The sequence below is a fragment of the Rathayibacter sp. AY1A4 genome (genome assembly GCF_002930955.1).
Taxonomy (GTDB): domain Bacteria; phylum Actinomycetota; class Actinomycetes; order Actinomycetales; family Microbacteriaceae; genus Rathayibacter.
Genome location: NZ_PSTN01000001.1, coordinates 336378 through 355782 on the forward strand (window position 1 = coordinate 336378; position 19405 = coordinate 355782).

The following is a 19405-nucleotide window of genomic DNA, read 5'->3' on the forward strand; positions in this document are numbered from 1 at the left end:
CGTCTCGGGTCGCGCCCGCCCACGGCGCGCACGGTGACCCGACCCAGGCTAACCGACGCACCTCTCCGTGGGCGGGGAGCGGGCTCTGCGGGCGAAGGGGGTCCGCTCGGGGGAGGACCCCGCCCGCACGCCTGTGACAGCATGGAGGGGATGACCGACGCAGCTCAGTGGCCCCCGCCCGCAGGGCGTCCGGACGACGCGGCCGTCCCGGCGCAGGACGGCGACCGGCGCAGGCCGCTGCCCGCTCCCGTCGCCCCGGCCTGGTCGCCCGCGCCGCCGAGCGCAGGCCCCGTACCACCCGGTCCCGCCGGGGGCTCCTGGTCGCCCGCCGGCGCCGGCACCTGGTCGCCCGGACGCCCAGCGCCCGGCTGGACTCCCCCGCCCAAGCCCGGTCTCGTGCCGCTGCGCCCGCTCGGCTTCGGCACCCTGCTCGGCGCCCCGTTCCAGGTCCTCCGCCGCAGCCCCCGCACGACCCTGGGCGTCGCCCTGCTGGTGCAGGGCCTCGGGTCGGTGCTCGCCCTGGCGGTCTACGGCTTGATCGCGGTGCTCGCCGTCGGGCGCATCGCGCAGGCGGAGTCCGCCGACCGCGACGCCGTCGGCGCGGGCTCCCTCGCGGTCGTGGTCCTGGCCGCCCTCATCCCCCTCGCCGTCTCGCTCGCCAGCGGTGCCCTCGTGCAGGGCGTGGTCGTGCTCGAGGTCACCCGCGGCGTCCTCGGCGAGCGGGCGACCTTCCGACAGCTGCTCGCCCGGCTGCGGGGCCGCTTCTGGGCGCTGATCGGCTGGACGGTCCTGCAGGGCGTCGGCTACCTCCTCCTGGTGCTCCTCGCCGTGGCGCTCGCCGTGCCGCTGTTCGTCATCGGAGCGATGGACGGGACGTCGAGCGCGATCGTCGGCGGGATCCTGGTGCTCGTCGGCTCCGGCCTGGTCGCCCTCGCGCTGGGGGTCTGGCTGTCGACGAAGCTCGCCCTGGTGCCGAGCCTGATCGTCGTCGAGCGGCTGCCGCTGCGCCGTGCGGTGGCGCGCTCGTGGCGGCTGGTGGCGGGCGGCTTCTGGCGCACCTTCGGCGCGCTCGCGCTGATGACCGTGATCATCCAGGTCGCCGGCCAGATCGTGGCCACGCCGTTCAGCCTGCTCATCCCGATCGCCGGCGCCCTGATCGCCCCGACCGACCCGGACGCGCAGCTCGTCACCTCGCTCGTGGTGACGATCGCCTCCGTCGCCGTGGGCTTCGTGATCGGCGCCGTCGGCACAGTGCTCCAGTCGGCCGTGACGGGCCTCGTCTACCTCGACCGACGGATGCGCCGCGAGGGCTTCGACCTGGTGCTGATGCGCCACGTCGAGGAGCGCGCGGCGGGCAGCCCCTCCCCCGATCCCTTCCCCGTGCCGGAGCGCCCGTGATCCTCGCCGCGGCCCCTCTCGAGCCCGACGCGGAGCAGGCGCGCCGACTCCTCCTCGAGGAGCTCGCCGACCCGCGCTACCGGGCGGCCGAGCCGACCCTGTTCGACCGGGTGGTGCAGGCGGTGCGCGACTGGTTCGCCTCCCTCACGCTGCAGGGAGACGGCCCGCCGGTGCCGATCGCCGCCGTGATCGGCGTGCTGGTGCTGGTGGCGCTCGTGGTGGCCGCGCTCGTCATCGCCGGACGGCCGCGCGCCGGTCGCCGCAGCACCGTCACGGGAGCGGTGCTCGCCGACGACGACACCCGCTCGGCCGCGACCCTCCGCTCGCTCGCCGAGGCCGCGGCCGCCCGCGGGGACTGGGACGAGGCGCTCGTCGAGCGCTTCCGCGCCCTGGTGCGCTCCCTCGACGAGCGGACCGTCCTGCGGGTCTCCCCCGGCACGACCGCGCTCGGCCTGGCGTCGCGCGCTTCCGCGGCCTTCCCCTCCTCCGCCGCCGCGCTGCGCCGCACGGCCGACGACTTCGACCGCGTGCGCTACCTCGGGCAGCCTTGCGGCCCGGCCGAGTACGAGCGCGTCGCGGCTCTGGACCGCGAGCTCGCCGCGGCCTCGCCGGTCCTGGACGCCCTGGCGGCGCCCCGGTGAGCGCCGACACGGTCTCCAGCCCGACCCTCGGCGGACTGCTGCGCCGCGGACGGGTGTGGGTGCTCCTCCTCGTGATCGTCGCGGTCGGCACTCTGCTGCTCACCGTCGCGACCGGGACCCGGGTGGCCGCCCCGGACCTCGACGTCGACAGCGCGACCCCGGACGGCGCCCGCGCGCTCGCCCAGGTGCTGCGCGATCAGGGCGTCGAGGTCGTCCGCGCCGACGACCTGGACTCCGCTCTCGCCGCCTCCTCCCCCGACGCGACACTGCTCGTCGACGACCCGGACGTGGCCCTCGACGAGGCCCAGTACCGCCGGCTCGCCCGCGCCTCGGCCTCGCTCGTCCTGGTGACCCCGGGAGGAGCCGCGCTCGACGCCCTGCTGCCGGACGTCCGCTTCGCCGGCTCCCCGGCCGGCGACGGCCCCTTCCGCGCCGAGTGCCCGCTCCCCGCGGCCGAGCGCGCCGGGACGCTCCCCGCCGGAGGGAGCACGTACCGGATCCTCGACGACGGCGACGCCGTCGGCTGCTTCCCCTCGGGCGACGACGGCTTCCTGCTCGTGAGCACCGGGTTCCCGCAGGGCGCCGAGGTCACCGCGATCGGCGACGCCGACCTCCTCCGCAACGGCACCATCGGCCAGGACGGCCGCGCCGCTCTCGCGCTCGGACTGCTCGGCGGTGAGGACCGGCTGGTCTGGTACCGCGCCGGAGCCGCCGACTCGGCGAGCACCACCCCTGCACCCGCCGACCTCGCGCCCGGCTGGGTGACCCCGGCTCTCCTGCTGCTGGTGGCCGTGTTCGTCGCCTCCGCCGTCTGGCGCGGCCGCCGGCTCGGCCCGCTCGCGATCGAGCCGCTGCCGGTCGTCGTGCATGCGAGCGAGACGGCCCGCGGCCGCGCGCGGCTCTACGCGCGCGGAGCCCTCCGGCCCCGCGCCCTCGACGCACTGCGCATCGGCACCCTCCGGCGGACGGCCGCGCTCCTGGGACTCGCTCCGGCGACCGGGGTCGACGAGATCGTCGCCGTCGCCGCCGAGCGCCTCGGCCGCGATCAGGCCGCGCTGCGCCGTCTGCTCGTCGACGACCTGCCGGGCGACGACGCCGCCCTCGTCGCCGCCTCCGACGAGCTCCTCCGCTTCGAGAGCGCGCTCCGCGCCGCCCTCTCCCCGACGACCGCCCGACGACCGGAAGGCCCCTCCCGATGAGCGACACCACCCCCTCCGCCCGCGACGGAGCGCCGGTCTCCGACGACGACCTGCGCGCCGAGCTCGACCGGGTCCGCTCCGAGGTCGGCCGCGCGGTCGTCGGCCAGGACGGCGCCGTCTCCGGGCTCCTGATCGCCCTCCTCGCGGGCGGCCACGTCCTGCTCGAGGGCGTCCCCGGAGTCGCGAAGACGCTGCTCGTGCGCGCCCTGTCCGTCTCGCTCGGCCTCGACACCCGCCGGGTGCAGTTCACGCCGGACCTGATGCCCGGCGACATCACCGGCTCCCTCGTCTACGACGCCTCCACCTCCGGCTTCGCCTTCCGCGAGGGCCCGGTCTTCACGAACCTCCTGCTGGCGGACGAGATCAACCGCACGCCGCCGAAGACCCAGGCCGCGCTCCTCGAGGCGATGGAGGAGCGCCAGGTCAGCGTCGACGGGCGCACCCTGCCTCTGCCGGACCCGTTCCTCGTCGCCGCTACCCAGAACCCGGTGGAGTACGAGGGGACCTACGTGCTCCCGGAGGCCCAGCTGGACCGGTTCCTGCTCAAGCTCGTGCTCGACATCCCGCCGCGCGACGTCGAGGTGGAGGTGCTCTCGCGCCACGCCGCGGGCTTCGACCCGCGCGATCTCGACGCCGCGGGCGTGCGCCCCGTGCTCGACGCCGCTCGTCTGCGCGCCGCCCAGGCGTCGGCCCGGCGCGTCGGAGCCGGCCCCGACGTCCTCGGCTACATCGTCGACCTCGCCCGAGCCACCCGCGAGAGCCCGAGCGTCAAGCTCGGCACCAGCCCCCGCGGCTCGACCGCCCTGCTCGCGGCGTCCCGCGCCTGGGCCTGGCTCAACGGCTACGGCTCGATCACCCCCGACCACGTGCAGGCGATGGTCCTGCCCGTGCTGCGCCACCGCATCCAGCTGGAGCCGGAGGCGGAGCTCGAGGGCGTCCGCACCGAGGCCGTCCTGGGCGGGATCCTGCAGCAGGTCCGCGTCCCGGTCTGAGCCGTGCACCTCACCGGACGCAGCGTCCTCGTCCTCCTCGTCGGCCTGGTGCCGGTCGTCCTCCTGGGCGGCCGCCCCGAGGTCGCCTTCGCCGTGCTCGGCCTCTGGCTCCTGGCCTGGGCGGTCCTCGTCGGGATCGACGTCGCGGTCGCGGGCTCGCCCCGGGCCGTCGTGCTCGAGCGGCGGGTGCCGGACCGGGTGCGGCTCGGCGAGCGGACCGAGGCGACCCTCCTGGTCACGAGCACCGGCCGCAGGAGGATCACGGGGGTCCTCCGCGACGCCTGGGAGCCCTCGGCCGGCGCCCTCGAGACCCGGTCGTCCCTGCGTCTGCCGCCGGGCGAGCGCCGCGCGGTGACCACGGTCCTGGAGCCGCTCCGCCGCGGCGAGCGCCGGGCACTCCACGTCACCATCCGCTCCCGCGGGCCGCTCGGGCTGGCCGGCCGCCAGGCGACGCGGGCCGCGCCGGCCGTCGTCCGGGTGCTGCCCGCCTTCCGCTCCCGTCGCCACCTGCCCTCGCGCCTGGCGCGGCTGCGCGAGCTGGAGGGGCGGACCAGCGTGATGATCCGCGGGCAGGGAACGGAGTTCGACAGCCTGCGCGAGTACGTCCGCGGCGACGACGTCCGCTCGCTCGACTGGCGGGCGACCGCGCGGCGCCGGGAGCCGGTCGTCCGCACCTGGCGCCCGGAGCGCGACCGGCGCGTGATCGTCGTGCTCGACACGGGCCGCACGTCCGCCGCCCGGATCGAGGACGAGCCGCGCCTGGACACGGCGATCGAGGCGTCACTCCTCCTGGCGGCCCTCGCGGCCTCGGCCGGCGACCGGGTCGACGTGCTCGCGTTCGACCGCACCCGGCGAGCCCGCGTGCACGGCGCGACCGGCACGGAGGTGCTGACCCGCGTCGTGGACGCCCTCGCCCCCGTGCAGCCCCAGCTCATCGAGACCGACTGGGCGGCGGTCCCCGCGCAGGTGCGCACCCTGGCCTCCCAGCGCTCGCTGGTGGTCCTCCTCACCGCGCTCGACTCGGTCGGCTCGGCGGAGGGGCTCCTCGCGGTGCTCCCGCAGCTCACCCGCGTGCACACGGTCGTGGTCGCCTGCGCGCTCGACCCCGAGCTGCAGCGGATGGCGGAGGACCGGAGCGACCGGGCCGCGGTCTACTCCGCCGCCGCCGCGGAGCGCTCGCTCGCGGACGTCGACCGGCTCTCGGCCGCCGTCCGCCGTCTCGGCGGCGACGTCGTGCTCGGGAGCCCCTCCGCGCTCCCGCCGGCGCTCGCGGACCGCTACCTCGCGCTCAAGGCGGCCGGACGGCTCTGACCTGCGAGAGGGGCCGTCGTCGGTCCCGGGAGCGCTGATCGACGGCCCCGCTCCGACGGCCGCGCTCGTCCGGCTCGGCTCAGCCGGCCGCGATGCTCCGCGACCCGGCCTCGAACCGGTCGAGGTCGCCCGTCTCCCCCGCCCGCACCGCGCGCCCGCCGACGACGATCATGTAGAAGAGGAACGCGCCGAGGGCGAGCGCCCCGATCCCGATCTTGAGCCACCAGGGCCAGGGTGCCGGAGTGACGAACCCCTCGATCACGCCCGAGACGAGCAGCACGAAGACCAGGCCGATCGCCACCGTGAACAGGCTCCGCGCGTCCTCGGCGAGCGCCTGGCCGCGGGTGCGCGCGCCGGGAGCGATCCAGGCCCAGAAGATCCGCAGGCCCGCGGCCGCGGCGACGAACACGGCCGTCAGCTCGAGCTGTCCGTGCGGCGCGATGTAGAGGAAGAACGTGTCGCCCTCCCCCACATGGAACATCACCGCGATCGACGTGCCGAGGTTCTGCGCGTTCTGCAGCAGGATGTACGGCACGTAGACGCCGACGATCCCGAAGGCCACGCACTGCGCCGCGATCCAGGCGTTGTTGGTCCAGACCTGCCCGGCGAACGAGGCGGCGGGGTTCTCGGAGTAGTAGTCGATGAAGTCGCCTCGGGCGAAGCGCCGCAGCTCCTCGTCGTCGCCCAGCGCGGCGAGCAGGCGCGGGTCGCCGAGGATCCAGAGCGCGTAGAGCGTCGCCACCATCGCGGTCGCGAGGGCGACGGCGAGCGTCAGCCAGCGCAGCCGGTGCAGAGCGGCCGGGAGCGAGAGGACGACGAAGCGGGAGACCGCGGCGAGCGGCTCGTCTCGCGTGCCGGTCAGGCGTCCCCGAGCCCGCGAGAGCGAGACGGCGAGCCGCGTGCCGACGGCCGTCGATCCGGCGGTGGAGGAGATCGTGGCGAGGTCCGAGGATGCCGCCTGGTAGCGCTCGATCAGCTCGTCCGCCTCGGCTCCGGTCAGGCGGCGCCTGCGCGAGAGCTCGTCGAGGCGGGTCCACTGCGCAGTGCGGGCGGCCGAGAGAGCGTCGATGTCCATCTCCTGACAGGATAGCCAGGCACGCCGCCGAGGCCGAGCATCCGGGAGGAGCACCGTGGAGGAGCAGCGCACCGAGTTCGACGACGCCGACCTGGTCACCGGCGAGGCGATCGCGCTCGAGGTGCCCGTCACCTCGTTCGTGCTCCGCGCGGTCGGCGCGATCATCGACCTGATCGCGGAGCTCCTGCTCGCGCTGGGCCTGTTCCTGCTGGTCTCCTCCCTCTCCGGGGACGGCGGCCTGGACCCCGCCGCGTCGGCCGCCGTGGCGATCGCGGCCCTCGTCATCGCCGTGGTGATCGTGCCGGTCACCGTCGAGACGGCCAGTCGCGGCCGCTCGCTCGGGAAGCTCACCGTCGGCGCTCGCGTCGTCCGCGACGACGGCGGTTCCATCGGCTTCCGGCACGCCCTCGTGCGCGGCCTCACCGGTGTCCTCGAGATCCTGATGACCTTCGGCGGGCTCGCCGCGGTCGTCGGCCTCCTCTCGCGCCGATCGCGCCGTCTCGGCGACGTCCTCGCGGGCACGCACAGCCAGCTCGAGCGCGTTCCCCGCGCGGAGCCGCTGGTCGTCGAGATCCCGGAGCCGCTGCGGGGCTGGGCCGTCACGGCGGACACCGCGCGCCTCCCCGACGCCCTGGCGCGCCGACTGGCGCAGTTCCTCCGTCAGCGCCACGGCATGACGGAGCCGTCGCGCTCGCAGCTCGCCGCCGCGCTGGCCGACGAGACCGCGGTCCACGTCTCCCCGCTGCCCGCCGCGCCCGCGGAGGACTTCCTCCTCGCCGTGGCCGCACTCCGCCGGGCGCGGGAGGAGCGCGCCCTGCTCCTGTCCGACCAGCGCCTCGAGCGGCTGGCCCCCGTGCTCTCGAGCACGCCGCGCGGCTTCCCCGAGCGGCCCTGACGCGCGCGGTAGCGGCCTAGGCGGGCCCCGCGCCGTAGCGGACGGTCTCCCAGCCGCGCGGGACGAGGAGCCGCCGGTCGTGCTCGGCGCAGAGGTCGTAGCCGTGCGGATCCGGCGCAGGACTCAGCGGCCCGACCGCCACCAGCGAGTCGCGGTAGTCGTAGGTCAGCGTGACGACGGCCTGCGCAGGGCAGCCCGTCCGCGAGCAGTGCCGTCCGGTCATCTCCGCCCACAGTAGCAATAGGCTGGAGCCATGCCCCGTGCTCGTCGTTCCGCCGCTCGCCCGACGAGCGGGTCGCGCGGAGGCTCCCGCGACCGGCACGGCCGCGGCGCACGAGGGCCGATCACCGGTCCGCACCTCCCCCTGCTGCAGACCCGCTCCGACTTCTTCGAGGCGACGATCGGCTCGGCCTTCGACTACCTCCGCGGCACCTGGCCGGAGGAGCTCGCCGGCATCCGCGTCGACGTCGCGGCGACTCCCGACGTCGACCCCGACCGGCTGCAGGGCACGGGCATCGCGCGGTGGCGCGTCGACCACGCCGCGCGCCGCATCACGCTCTACCGCGTGCCGATCGAGCGCCTGGCGAAGCTGCACCGCCGCGACGAGTGGCACCAGCGCATGCTGATCGAGAGCTACGTGTTCCGCGCCGTCGCGGAGCTGCTCGGCCGCGACCCGTGGGACATCTCCCCGGACCGCTACCGGCACCCCTGAGGCGCCGGCAGCTCTGAGGCGCCGGCACCGCCGAGGCGCCGCCGCCCCGCGTCTCAGTGCGAGTAGACCGTGATCGGCGAGGAGAGCGGTCCCGGCGGGACGATCGTGTACGAGGCGATCCGCCCGTCGCGCGCGATCGAGACCGAGGCCTGCACCGGCTGGGTGCTGCTGACGACCGCGCCGTCGCCGTCCAGCGGGGTCGCGAGAGCCGCGAACGGGCCGAGCTCGAGGGTGCGGGTGCCGCCCGGGGCCTCGATCTCGACCGAGGCGGTCGAGTCGCTGCCGTTGACCAGGTGCAGCCGCGCGTCGCCCTCGCCCGTGCCGGCGACGCCGAAGGGCGTCGTGGTCGCGGTGCCGGAGGCGAACCAGGCGAAGTCCGTGCCGGCCGAGCCGGTCGAGGTCGTCCGCCCCGCCGCGACGATCGGCTGATCGGCCCGCAGGACGATGCGGTAGGAGCCGTCCGCCAGGCCCGTGAGCGGGACCTCGCCGACGAGGCCGGCGGGGACGACGACCTGGGTGGAGGCGCCCGACCCGCTCGGGTCCTCGTTGGTGACCTCGACCGAGACCGTGCTGTCGGCGTCGCCGGGGGTGAGGATGCGCAGCACGGGGCTGCCCGCGCCGCCGCTGCCGTCGTCGCTCGCGGTCTCGGCCGGAGGCGACGTGACGGTGAAGCCGGCGATCACGGCGAGCGTGTCCGGGCCGGCGGAGGGGCCGGTGGTCTCGACACCCTCCGGGATGAGGCCGGAGATGGCGCTGCTCTGCATGCTCGCGGCGACCTCGCCGCCCCGTGCGGTCACGTGCACGACGGGCTGGACGACCCCGGGGGCGAGCCCCGCGAGCGGGAGGGCGCGGACCGCTCCGGGCGGAACGACGATGCCCGTGGCGCCGGTGGCCTGGACGGTGCCGGTCTCGGAGAAGAGCGTGAGGTCGACGGTGGAGGCGACCTCGCTCGGGTTCGCCAGGATCAGCACGGAGGTGCGCCCGACGTCGGTCGAGCCGGCCACGAGCCAGCTGTCGGCCGAGGGCTCGGCGCAGGCGCGGGCGGACAGTCCGGAGAGGGTGTCCGTGCCGATGGCCTGGACGGTGGCTCCACCGGGAGCGGGGTCGGAGCCCGCGGGCACGCTCAGACCGGTGATGCCGGTGCCCGGTGCGGCGACATCGTCCTCGTCGAGGACCGTGGGGTCCGAGGTGGAGCCCTCGGGCCGGACCGCGGTCGCCGCGCCGTCGAGGGCGCGCAGCTGCTCCGGCTCTCCGGCGTCGATCAGATCGCCGCCGCAGACCAGCGAGCTGTCGGCCGCGACGGGCGTCACGACGACGCCCTCCGCGGCGCTCGAGACCAGGGGGGACGGGAGGAGCTGGGGCACGACCACGGCGGCCGCGGCGATCACGACTCCGGCCGCGCCCACCGCACCGCGCAGGGCCGTCCGGCGCCGACGGGCGGCCGAGGGTCCGCGATCGGGCGTCGATGCCGCGGAGCGATCGGCGCGGCGCTCCGCGCGGGAGCGGCGGGCGGAGGACTCGGGCATCTGCTTCTCCTGGTCGGCGGGGTCAGACATCGTCGTTCCCGTCGTCGAACTGGCCGGTGGCCTCGCCCGGCTCGTCGTCGATCCCGGCGACCGCGCCGCTGGAGCGGCCCCGCTCGAGCGAGAGCCCGGTGGGAACCGCCAGCAGGAGGGCGACGACGAAGACGAGGAGGAGGGCGATCGTGTAGGCGATCCCGAAGGGTCCGACCACGCCGGACGGAGCGGCCTCGGTGCGGGTCCCCTCCGTGTCGACGGCCGTCCAGAGGAGTCCGTAGCGGGTGTCGCCGACGGCCGAGAACGCCGCGTTGCCGTCGAGGGAGACGGCCGCCCGCGCGCGCACGGCGGCGGCCGCGTCGCCGACCTGGGTGCCGGCCGGCTCGGTCAGCACGACGAAGCGCACGCCGAGGCTCTCGAGCGCGGAGGGGACGTCGTAGCCCGTCCGCGAGACGAGGTTGCCCGCCAGCTCGTCGATCGCGTCCGTGCTCTCGGCGCCGGTGTTCGCGAGGGTCGACTGCTGGTCGAGGGTCGCGCCCGCTCCGCGCTCCAGCCGGGCGAGGACGCCGCCGTCCGCCTGCGGGACGAGCACGATCGTGCCCACCCGCGGGTCGTTCCGGGCCTCGGCCGCCACGTAGGCGGGGAGCGAGCGGTCCGACGTGGTCGACACGGACGTGCCGGCGCCGGTCGGGAAGGCCACCGCGAGCGGACCGACCAGTACTGCTGCGGCGGCCGTGACGACGAGCGCCGGCACCACGCGCACCGAGCGCACGGCGGCGAGCGAGAGCGACGCGCCGATCACCAGGCCGAGCCAGTAGAGGCTGAGACCGGTGCCGCTCCAGACGGAGACCGCCTCGGAGCCGGTGGTCGCCACCTGCACACCCTGGGCGAGCGAGGCGGTCATGAGACCCGCCGCCGCGACGCCGACGCCGCCGAGGGCCGAGAGGTTGTTCGGGAGGAGGAGGGCGGCCAGCGCCGCGACGATCAGCGGCACGACGAGCACGGCCGTGACCAGCGGGGCGGCGGAGGCGCCGATCCCCAGACCGCCGAGGAACGCGAGCCATCCGTCGGGCAGACCGGCCGGGAAGCCGGCGAGCAGCGCGACGAGGTCCGACTGCGCGGAGGGCAGCGGGACGCCCGGATCCGCGAGGACGCCGAGCCAGTCGCCCCGCGGTGCGCGGGCGACCACCAGCGGGAAGAGCAGGACGGCCGCGGGGATCGGCAGGCCGAGGAAGCGGCCGATCCGCCGCCCCGAGGTGGCGACGACGACGAGCCAGATCACCAGGAGCGGCACGGCCAGCACCGGCGCGCACGCCACGACGGCCGCGGCCAGGATCGAGGCGCTCGCGGAGGCGGACCAGGAGCGGTACGCGCCGAACCCGGCGAAGAAGAGCCAGGGCAGCAGCACGTGCACCAGCAGCGGGGCGGGGCGCCCGTCGGCCTGCGCGGCGAAGAAGGCGGGAGCGAGGATGTAGACGAGGGCTCCGGCGGCGCGGGCGGTCGCGCGCGGGGTGAGCCGGGCGATCATCAGCCAGGCGCCGAGGGCGGCAGCGGGGAGCGCGACGAGGTAGAGCAGCACCATCGAGTAGCTGGGCGACCAGAAGGTCAGCGAGCCGAGCACGGCGAGGACGGAGGCGAACGGGTCCGCAGCGCCGATGAACCCCGAGCCGAGGTCGCGCCAGCCGTAGGCCGCGTTGCGCCACAGCTCGCCGACAGTCGGCGAGAGCGTCAGCAGACCACCGCCGCTGAGCGCGGGAGCAGCGAGGAGCGGCGTGTAGACCACCAGGCCGGCGAGCGCGGCGACGAGGACGACCCACACTCCCCCGCCCTGGAAGAAGTGCAGCGGATGGCGATCCCGCCCGGCCTGCACGCGCACCGCGTCGTGTCGCACCGAGCGCAGCTGCCGCACCACGTCCAGCGGGATGCGCAGCGGTGCGATCGCCTTCCAGCCCACGTTCTTCGACGAGCGGAGAACGGTGCGGGCCCGCAGCACCTTCGTCCCCCCGAAGGCGACGACGAGGGCCGCCAGCAGCTCCCCTCCGACCAGCCCGGGCTGCTTGCGCAGCAGGCGCACGACCGCGCGGCCGATCGCCAGCGGGACGAGCGAGAGCCAGTGCAGGAGGAGGAGCGCGACGGGCGCGTAGGCGAGCCGGCGGTGCAGCTGCGCGGTGCGGTGCTGGCGCGCGCGGCGCCGCTCCCCGCTGTCGATGCGGCGGCCGTCGGGGCGCTGCAGCCCGATGCGGGCGGTGGTGACGCGGGCGTCCGGCACGCGGCTGACCCTGTGCCCGGCGAGCCGGGTGCGGATCGAGAAGTCGAGCGCGTCGTCGACGACCGGCAGGCCGGGGTCGAAGCCGCCGAGCTCCTCCCAGAGGGAGTGGCGCACGAGCATGCCGCCGGCGGCGACGGCCAGGACGTCGGGCGTGGAGTCGTGCTGGCCCTGGTCGAGCTCGTCCTCGACGAGGTGGACGGTCGTGCCGTGCTTGGTGATCGACTCGCCGTAGCTGCGGATGTAGCCGGAGCGCGTCCAGTCCATGATCTTGGGGCCGGCGACCGCGACGGAGGGGGCGACCTCGACGGCTCCCAGCAGCGCCGCGAGGGCGCCGGGCTCGGGGGCGGAGTCCTGCGCGAGCAGCCACAGCCACTCGTCCTCTCCGGCCGGCGGCTGCATCACGCGGACAGCGCGGGCCACGGCCTGGCCGAAGGGGAGGTGCTCGGCGACCTGCACGAGCTGCGTCGGACCCCAGGACGCGAGGAGCTCGTCGGTCGTGTCCTTCGAGCCTCCGTCGACGAACACCGTCGCGTCGGGCTGACGGGTCTGCGCCCGCAGGGCCGCGAGGGTTCGTTCCAGATAGGCCGCGCCGTTGCGCGCGACGAGGACGGCGGTGACTCGTGGATACATCGCGGACCACCCTAAGCGATGCCGCCGCGCCGCCCGCCTGCGGCTCGCCGCCCCGTCGGTCGGGTCGCGGCGAGGAGGGGACTAGGCTCGGCGGCGCAGCTTCCGGCGCTCGCGCTCGGAGAGGCCGCCCCAGATGCCGAAGCGCTCGTCGTTCTCGAGCGCGTACTCGAGGCACTGCGCCCGGACCTCGCACGAGGTGCAGATCTTCTTGGCGTCGCGGGTCGAGCCGCCCTTCTCGGGGAAGAAGGCCTCGGGATCGGTCTGCGCGCACAGCGAGTCGACCTGCCAGGAGAGCGCGCCCCCCGGCGCCTCGGTCGCGGTGTCGATCTCGGGTCGGACCCCGGGCACGCCCAGACGGACCGGATCGACGAACCAGTCCTCGGGGACTCCGGAGTGCTGTTCCGGAAGCGTCATGCCGTCTCCTACCCCGCCTGCGAACCGATGATCGGCGGCCGCTCCTCCCGGAGCCGCTGCCTAGGTAATTACAGCGGTGTCATTCGCTCAGGTCAAGTCGCGGACCATAAACCCTCAACCCGCCGTGGAGGGTTCACGACACACCGGCGTGTCGCGAACGTGAGATCTGGTCAGGCGGTCGCGGCGCTCCGTGCGCGCCAGGCGCTCTCCACCATCTCGGCGACGGTGTGCCGCATCTCCCAGCCCAGGTCGCGGGCCGCCGTCTCACCGGAGGCGACGATGCGGGGCGGATCGCCCGGCCGCCGCGGGGCGACCTCGGGCGTGAAGGCGATGCCGGTGCTGTCGGCGATCGCGCGCATTATCTCCCCGACGGAGGCCCCGGATCCGCTGCCCAGGTTGTAGACCGGGTCGATCGGCTCGCCGGCGGCCAGGCGGCGCGCCGCGGCGACGTGCGCGAGCGCCAGGTCCGCGACGTGGATGTAGTCGCGGACGCAGGTGCCGTCCGGTGTCGGGTAGTCGTCGCCGTTGATCCGGGGCGTGCGGCCGTCCAGCAGCGCCTCGAAGACGAGGGGGAAGAGATTGTGGGGGCTGGTGTCGTAGACGTCCGGGTAGCCGGACCCGACGACGTTGAAGTAGCGCAGGGAGGCGTGCCTGACGCCGTGCGCCCGCCCCGCGTCCGCGAGCAGCCACTCGCCGATCAGCTTCGACTCGCCGTAGGGCGACTCCGGGCTCTTGGGGGTGTCCTCGGTGACGATCTCGACGTCGACCGCGCCGTAGACGGCAGCGCTCGAGGAGAAGACGATCGAGGAGACCCCGGCGCGCTCCATCGCCGCCAGCACGCGCATGGTGCCGGTGACGTTCTGCTCGTAGGTGTGCAGAGGGCGCTGCACCGAGACTCCGGCGTACTTGAACCCGGCGACGTGGACGACGCCCTCGATGTCGTGCTCGGCGAGCACGCGGTCGAGCAGGGCCTCATCGAGGATCGAGCCCTGGTGGAACGGGACGCCCTCGGGCACGAACGACGCGTGCCCCGAGGAGAGGTCGTCGAGGACGACGGGGTCGATGCCCTGCTCCGAGAACGCGCGCACCACGTGCGCCCCGATGTACCCGGCTCCCCCGGTGACCAGCCATGCCATGTGGATCCTCCTCGGTGCGGGCCCGCGACTCCGCGCGCCGGAAGACACCCTAGCGGCGGGGATCGACGGCGTGGATAGGCCGGATGACGACGGGACGCGATATCCTGCCACCGTGCTCCGCTCCGTCGCCCTCCTCGCCCTGCCCGGCCTCGCGCCGTTCGAGTTCGGGGTCGTCTGCGAGGTGTTCGGGATCGACCGCGGCGCCGACGGAGGGCCCGCCCTCGACTTCCGGATCGCCACTCCCGATCCGGGCCGCGTCCGGACGAGCCTCGGATTCGACCTGCTGATCGCAGATGGTCTCGACGCGGCCCGGGACGCGGACCTGATCGCCGTCCCCGCCCACGGCCGCGGGCCCGCCGACGAGCGGGTCCTCGACCTCCTCCGCGAGGCTCACGAGCGCGGCGCGTGGATCCTCAGCGTCTGCAGCGGGGCCTTCACCCTGGCGCAGGCGGGCCTGCTCGACGGCCGGCGCGCGACCACCCACTGGATGCACGCCGCGGAGCTCGCCCGGCGCTTCCCCTCCGTCACGGTGGACCCCGAGGTCCTCTACGTGCAGGAGGGGCGCATCGTGACGAGCGCGGGCACCGCGGCCGGCATCGACGCGGCGCTGCACGTGGTGCGCGAGGAGCTGGGCGCGACGGCGGCGAGCGTCGTCGCCCGGCGGATGGTCGTGCCCCCGCAGCGCCACGGCGGGCAGGCGCAGTACCTGCGGACCCCCGTTCCCGAGGCGCGCGCGGACTCGCTGGCCGAGGTCACCGAGTGGATGCTGGAGCACCTCGACGAGGACCTCTCGATCGAGGCGCTGGCCCGTCGCGCCCTGATGGCCCCCCGCACCTTCGCGCGCCGCTTCCGGGCCGACCTCGGCACGACTCCGCTCGCCTGGCTCACCCGCCAGCGCCTCCTCCGGGCGCAGGTGCTGCTGGAGGAGACGGAGCTGACCCTCGAGGCGGTCGCCGCGCGGGTGGGCTTCGGCACGGCCGCGGTGATGCGCCACCACTTCACGCGCGTCCTGCGGACCACGCCGGCGGCCTACCGCCGCACGTTCGCCGCCTGAGCGCCCGGCACCGGGATCGCTGGAGGGGTCAGACCGTCGCGACGAAGAGCGTGCCCCGTCCGGTGACGGCGAGGGCGCCCTCCGACGGCGTCGCGAACACGCTGCCGCCGCGCTCGACGCGGACCGAGCCCTCGGCGCCCTCGAGCGAGAACGAGCCCTCGGTCGCGATCGCGATGGCGGGCCCGTGCAGGGCGACGCGGGCCGGCTCCTCCGACTCCGGCTCCACGACAGCGAGCACGAAGTCGGGGACGTCCGGACGGTAGACGCGCACGCCCGGTCCGGCCTGCTCGGCCGGGAGGTAGGGCACGGGCAGCGGCGAGAACTCGAGCACGCTCACCAGCTCGGGCACGTCGATGTGCTTGGGCGTGAGGCCCCCGCGCAGCACGTTGTCGGAGGCGGCCATCAGCTCCACGCCCGTGCCCGCGAGGTAGGCGTGGATGTTGCCGGCGGGCAGGTAGAGCACCTCGCCGCGGGCGAGGCGGACGCGGTTGAGCAGGAGCGAGAGCACGATGCCGGGGTCGCCCGGGTAGCTCTCGGCCAGGTCGCGGACCGTGGTCGTCTCGAGGCGGTCGTCGCCCGTGGACGCCGCGACGACCGCGGACACCAGCGCGGCGACCTCGGCGCGGTCGCCGTCGGCGAGCAGCCACGACACGGCGCCGCGGAGGACCTCCGAGGGCTCGCCCTCGAGCGTCCGGGCGAACCGCGCGATCGCGGCCGCCTCCTCCGCCGGGGCGCGCCCGGCCAGCTCGGCGAGCAGCGCCCGGGCGTCCGCCGGCTCACGGAAGCCGCAGAGCGCGTCGAAGGTCTCGCTGAGCGCGTAGATCAGCTCGGGCTTGTGGAACGGGTCCTTGTAGTTGCGATCGGCGGCGTCGCGGGGGATGCCGGCCTCCTCCTCCTCGACGAACCGGCGCCGGGCCCGCTCGGACGAGGGGTGGGCCTGGAGCGACAGCGGCCCGCCCGCCGCAAGGATCTTGAGCAGGAACGGCAGACGGGGAGCGCCCGAGACCGGATCGACCGACCCCTCCACTCCGGCGAGCGCCGCCTCGGGGTGATCGGCGATCCACTCGGCGAGCGTGCCGGCGCCGACCGAGGCGGGGTCGAGGATGCGCGCGGGCGAGCCCGGGTGCGCGCCGAGCCAGAGCTCGGCCTCGGGGGCGCCGGAGGGCGCGGTGCCGAGGGCCTCCGAGATGCCGGTGAGCGAGCCCCAGGCGTAGTCGCGGGGGGTGTTGCCGATCGGGATGAACACGGGAGCGCTGGCCTTCCGTCCGAGGGGTGGGTCCGAGCCGCTCAGCCGGACGCGCCGGGGCCGCTCCGCTGCGACGCTAGCAGGATCCACAACGCGGGCCCGGGAGGAGGGCCCGCCTGTTGGTGCTCTCCGCCAGCGGACGCGGCACTCGCAGGCGCGCTTCGTACGCTGGGAGTCGCAGCACTGTCGCCGTCGGAGCGGTCGCCGTGCCGCATCCGACGAGCGAGGGAGCACAGAGCATGGACAGCACGACCTTCGAGACCCTGGGGGCCGACTTCTACGGGTTCGAGGCGGCGCTCACGCCCGCCGAGAAGGAGCTGCTGGTCGGCGTCCGCGCGTTCCTCGAGGAGCAGGTGCGGCCGATCGCCGACGAGTACTGGGAGCGCGCGGAGTTCCCGCGGCAGCTGATCCCCGGGATCCACGCCACCGGCGTCATCGGCCTCTCCTGGCCCGAGACCCGCGCGATCGAGAACTCCGCCGTGTTCCGCGGCTGGGTGGCGCTCGAGCTGGGCCGGGTGGACGCGGGCATCGCGACCTACGTCGGCGTGCAGAACGGCCTGGTGATGGGCACGGTCGGCGTCGCCGGCTCCGAGGAGCAGCGCGCCGAGTGGCTGCCGAAGCTCGCCTCGGGCGAGGTCGTCGGCGCCTTCGGCCTCACCGAGCCGCACTCCGGCTCCGACTCCGCCCAGGGCCTGCGCACCACCGCCCGCCGGGACGGCGACGACTGGATCCTCGACGGCGAGAAGCGCTGGATCGGCAACGCGACCTTCAGCGACGTGACCGTGATCTGGGCGAAGGACGCGGAGGACGGCCAGGTGAAGGGCTTCCTCGTCCCCACCTCGACGCCGGGCTACCGCGCCACCGCCATCGCGCGCAAGCAGAGCCTGCGCACGGTGCAGAACGCCGACATCGTGCTCGAGGGCGTCCGCGTCCCGGAGTCGCTGCGCCTGCAGGGCGCGAACTCGTTCCGCGACACCGCGAAGGTGCTCCGGCTCACCCGCGCCGAGGTCGCCTGGCAGGCCATCGGCGTCGCGATCGGCGCCTACGACGCGGCGCTGCGCTACGCGAAGGAGCGCGTGCAGTTCGGCAAGCCGCTCGTCGGGCACCAGCTGGTGCAGGACCTCCTGGTCAAGAGCATCGGCAACATCACGGCCAGCATCGCCCTGGCGACCCGCGTGTCCGAGATGCTCGACGCCGGCGAGCAGCGCGACGAGCACTCCGCCCTCGCGAAGGCCTACGCGACGGCCCGGATGCGCGAGACCGTCGCCTGGTGCCGCGAGGTGATGGGCGGCAACGGCATCGTCCTCGACTACGGCGTCGCCCGCTTCTTCGCCGACGCGGAGGCCCTCTACTCCTACGAGGGCACCCGCGAGATGAACACGCTGATCGTCGGCCGCTCGATCACCGGCACCGCCGCGTTCGTCTGAGCCTCCCGTCCGAGCCGTCTTCCCCGAGGGGACGCCCCGGCCGGGGAGCGAGCGGCGGCGCGCCCGGCACGCCGCCGCGCCGCCCCCGCTCCCTAGACTGGTCGCCATGATCCGACGCGCCGCCCCCGCCGCTCCCCGAGCGCTCGCGGTGGCGGTGCTGGCCGTGCTGCTGGCCGGCCAGTCGCTGCGGAACCTCGCCGGATGGTGGGGCTGGGGCGTCGTCGTCGCGCTGCTCCTGGGCGCCTCGATCGCCGTGCTCGTCCGCGCCCGCCCCCGCCCGCGCTGGGCCCGCACGCCGAAGTCGCTGGTCCTCTTCCTCGGGCTCGCGGTGCTCTCGCTGCTGTGGTCCGCCTATCCGGGAGCGAGCGCGATCGGAGTCACGGCGCAGCTCGCGACGACGCTCGGCGGCGTCGTCCTCGCCGTCACGCTGAGCAGCCGGGAACTGCTCACGGCTCTCGGACGGGCCCTGCGCCTCTCCGTCGGCCTCTCGCTCCTCTTCGAGCTCGTGATCGCGGTCGTCGTGCGGCAGCCCGTCCTGCCGTTCGGCGTCGAGCCTCCCGCCGACGGACCGACGCCCGACGCCTTCTACTGGTCGCAGGCAGCCCTCTTCACCGGCGAGCCCGTCCAGGGGATCGTCGGCAACCGCAACCTCCTCGGTTTCCTCGCCCTGCTCGGCCTGATCGTGATCGCGATCGAGCTGGCGGCCCACTCGGTCCGGCGCCGCTGGGGAGCGGTCTGGGTCGCCCTGTTCGTCGCGACCCTCCTGCTCACCCGCTCGGCCACCGTCCTGCTCTGCCTCGTCGCCGTCGTCCTCGCGGCCGCGTTCGCGCTCTGGGCTCGCCGGAGGGGCGAGTCCCGCCGCCGTCCCGTCTACCTGACCGCCGCGGGGCTGGCGGTGGCCGCCGTCGCCGGAGGCGCCGCGGGCTGGGGCGCCCTCCTCGGCCTGCTCGGCAAGAGCGAGGACGCCACGGGCCGCCTCGACATCTGGGACTCGGTGATCGCGCTCACGCTGCAGCGCCCGGTCCTCGGCTGGGGCTGGGTCAGCTACTGGGCTCCCTGGGCCGCCCCGTTCGACACCCTCGCCGAGCGCAAGGGCGTGCTCTACCTGCAGGCCCACGACGCCTGGCTCGACGTCGCCCTCCAGCTCGGAGCGGTCGGCCTCGTCCTCTTCGCGGCGCTCGCTGTCTCGACGCTGTGGCGCTCCTGGTTCCGCGCGGTCGACCGCCCGCGGCGCGACGCGACCTCGACCCTCCCCTACACGGCCGTCAGCCTCGCTCCGCTGCTGATCGTGGTCGCCCTCCTGGCGCAGTCGCTGTTCGAGAGCCGGATCCTGATCGAGGGAGGCTGGCTGCTCCTCGTCCTCTTCGCGGTGCAGACCAAGCGACCGGCGACCGAGACGCCCGAGGTCCTCGCCGCGCCCTCCGGCGCCCCCGAGGCCGAGCTCTGGCTCGGCGCGCACCCGGGCTCGCCCGCGCGCATCCTCGACCCC

General features: G+C 75.3%; 17 protein-coding genes. 10 read left to right on the forward strand and 7 right to left on the reverse strand.

Annotated elements, in window-relative coordinates; genetic code table 11:
- Nucleotides 1-150 precede the first annotated feature (150 nt).
- Genes C5B92_RS01480 through C5B92_RS01500 form a run of 5 tightly spaced genes read left to right on the forward strand, consistent with a single transcriptional unit; the run spans nucleotide 151 to nucleotide 5541 of the window.
- Complete coding sequence (locus C5B92_RS01480; RefSeq protein ID WP_146079243.1) at nucleotides 151-1398, forward strand: hypothetical protein; 1248 nt, start codon at nucleotides 151-153, stop codon at nucleotides 1396-1398.
- Entirely contained in the window at nucleotides 1395-2039 is a 645-nt protein-coding gene (locus tag C5B92_RS01485) for a DUF4129 domain-containing protein (RefSeq protein WP_104255252.1), read from the forward strand. The genes C5B92_RS01480 and C5B92_RS01485 overlap by 4 nt, the downstream gene beginning before the upstream one ends.
- A complete protein-coding gene (locus C5B92_RS01490) occupies nucleotides 2036-3238 on the forward strand; it encodes a DUF4350 domain-containing protein (protein WP_181028711.1) in 1203 nt (400 codons plus the stop codon). The genes C5B92_RS01485 and C5B92_RS01490 overlap by 4 nt, the downstream gene beginning before the upstream one ends.
- On the forward strand, nucleotides 3235-4230 hold the full coding sequence (locus C5B92_RS01495) for a MoxR family ATPase (RefSeq protein WP_104224137.1): 996 nt from the start codon (nucleotides 3235-3237) through the stop codon (nucleotides 4228-4230). The genes C5B92_RS01490 and C5B92_RS01495 overlap by 4 nt, the downstream gene beginning before the upstream one ends.
- 3 nt (nucleotides 4231-4233) lie before the next feature.
- The gene (locus tag C5B92_RS01500; RefSeq protein WP_104255250.1) at nucleotides 4234-5541 is read left to right on the forward strand and encodes a DUF58 domain-containing protein; all 1308 of its coding nucleotides are present in this window, start codon (nucleotides 4234-4236) and stop codon (nucleotides 5539-5541) included.
- A 79-nt stretch (nucleotides 5542-5620) separates the two neighbouring features.
- Here the strand turns inward: C5B92_RS01500 and C5B92_RS01505 are convergent, their stop codons facing one another.
- Nucleotides 5621-6616 (reverse strand): stage II sporulation protein M, encoded by a 996-nt coding sequence (locus C5B92_RS01505; RefSeq protein ID WP_104350007.1) that lies wholly within the window; start codon nucleotides 6614-6616, stop codon nucleotides 5621-5623.
- 55 nt (nucleotides 6617-6671) lie between these two features.
- Between C5B92_RS01505 and C5B92_RS01510 the strand changes: the two genes are divergently transcribed.
- The gene (locus C5B92_RS01510; protein WP_104224140.1) at nucleotides 6672-7511 is read left to right on the forward strand and encodes an RDD family protein; all 840 of its coding nucleotides are present in this window, start codon (nucleotides 6672-6674) and stop codon (nucleotides 7509-7511) included.
- Nucleotides 7512-7527: 16 nt separating this feature from the next.
- Here the strand turns inward: C5B92_RS01510 and C5B92_RS01515 are convergent, their stop codons facing one another.
- Nucleotides 7528-7734, reverse strand: a complete 207-nt coding sequence (locus tag C5B92_RS01515; RefSeq protein WP_104350008.1) for a DUF3499 family protein — start codon at nucleotides 7732-7734, stop codon at nucleotides 7528-7530.
- A 30-nt stretch (nucleotides 7735-7764) separates the two neighbouring features.
- On the opposite strand from C5B92_RS01515, the gene C5B92_RS01520 reads away from it, so the two are divergent.
- On the forward strand, nucleotides 7765-8223 hold the full coding sequence (locus C5B92_RS01520; protein ID WP_104224142.1) for a metallopeptidase family protein: 459 nt from the start codon (nucleotides 7765-7767) through the stop codon (nucleotides 8221-8223).
- A gap of 53 nt (nucleotides 8224-8276) precedes the next feature.
- On the opposite strand, the gene C5B92_RS01525 is transcribed toward C5B92_RS01520, so the two are convergent.
- The 4 genes from C5B92_RS01525 to galE all read right to left on the reverse strand — a co-directional run bounded on the left by C5B92_RS01525 (nucleotide 8277) and on the right by galE (nucleotide 14189).
- Complete coding sequence (locus C5B92_RS01525; protein ID WP_146079244.1) at nucleotides 8277-9779, reverse strand: DUF5719 family protein; 1503 nt, start codon at nucleotides 9777-9779, stop codon at nucleotides 8277-8279.
- Entirely contained in the window at nucleotides 9772-12639 is a 2868-nt protein-coding gene (locus tag C5B92_RS01530; protein ID WP_104350010.1) for a glycosyltransferase family 2 protein, read from the reverse strand. Before C5B92_RS01530 ends, C5B92_RS01525 begins: the two co-directional genes overlap by 8 nt.
- A gap of 81 nt (nucleotides 12640-12720) precedes the next feature.
- Nucleotides 12721-13053, reverse strand: a complete 333-nt coding sequence (locus C5B92_RS01535; RefSeq protein ID WP_104350011.1) for a WhiB family transcriptional regulator — start codon at nucleotides 13051-13053, stop codon at nucleotides 12721-12723.
- A gap of 170 nt (nucleotides 13054-13223) precedes the next feature.
- Nucleotides 13224-14189, reverse strand: a complete 966-nt coding sequence (gene galE, locus C5B92_RS01540) for a UDP-glucose 4-epimerase GalE (RefSeq protein WP_104255247.1) — start codon at nucleotides 14187-14189, stop codon at nucleotides 13224-13226.
- A 112-nt stretch (nucleotides 14190-14301) separates the two neighbouring features.
- Between galE and C5B92_RS01545 the strand changes: the two genes are divergently transcribed.
- The gene (locus C5B92_RS01545) at nucleotides 14302-15243 is read left to right on the forward strand and encodes a GlxA family transcriptional regulator (RefSeq protein WP_104348223.1); all 942 of its coding nucleotides are present in this window, start codon (nucleotides 14302-14304) and stop codon (nucleotides 15241-15243) included.
- Between the two features lie 28 nt (nucleotides 15244-15271).
- On the opposite strand, the gene manA is transcribed toward C5B92_RS01545, so the two are convergent.
- Nucleotides 15272-16489, reverse strand: coding sequence for a mannose-6-phosphate isomerase, class I (manA, locus tag C5B92_RS01550; RefSeq protein ID WP_104255245.1), 1218 nt, complete (start codon nucleotides 16487-16489; stop codon nucleotides 15272-15274).
- A 239-nt stretch (nucleotides 16490-16728) separates the two neighbouring features.
- On the opposite strand from manA, the gene C5B92_RS01555 reads away from it, so the two are divergent.
- Together C5B92_RS01555 and C5B92_RS01560 are read left to right on the forward strand one after the other, a co-directional pair.
- Nucleotides 16729-17916, forward strand: a complete 1188-nt coding sequence (locus C5B92_RS01555; RefSeq protein WP_104255244.1) for an acyl-CoA dehydrogenase family protein — start codon at nucleotides 16729-16731, stop codon at nucleotides 17914-17916.
- 106 nt (nucleotides 17917-18022) lie between these two features.
- Nucleotides 18023-19405: O-antigen ligase (locus C5B92_RS01560; protein WP_146079245.1), on the forward strand; the 1383-nt coding region annotated here is incomplete at its 3' end.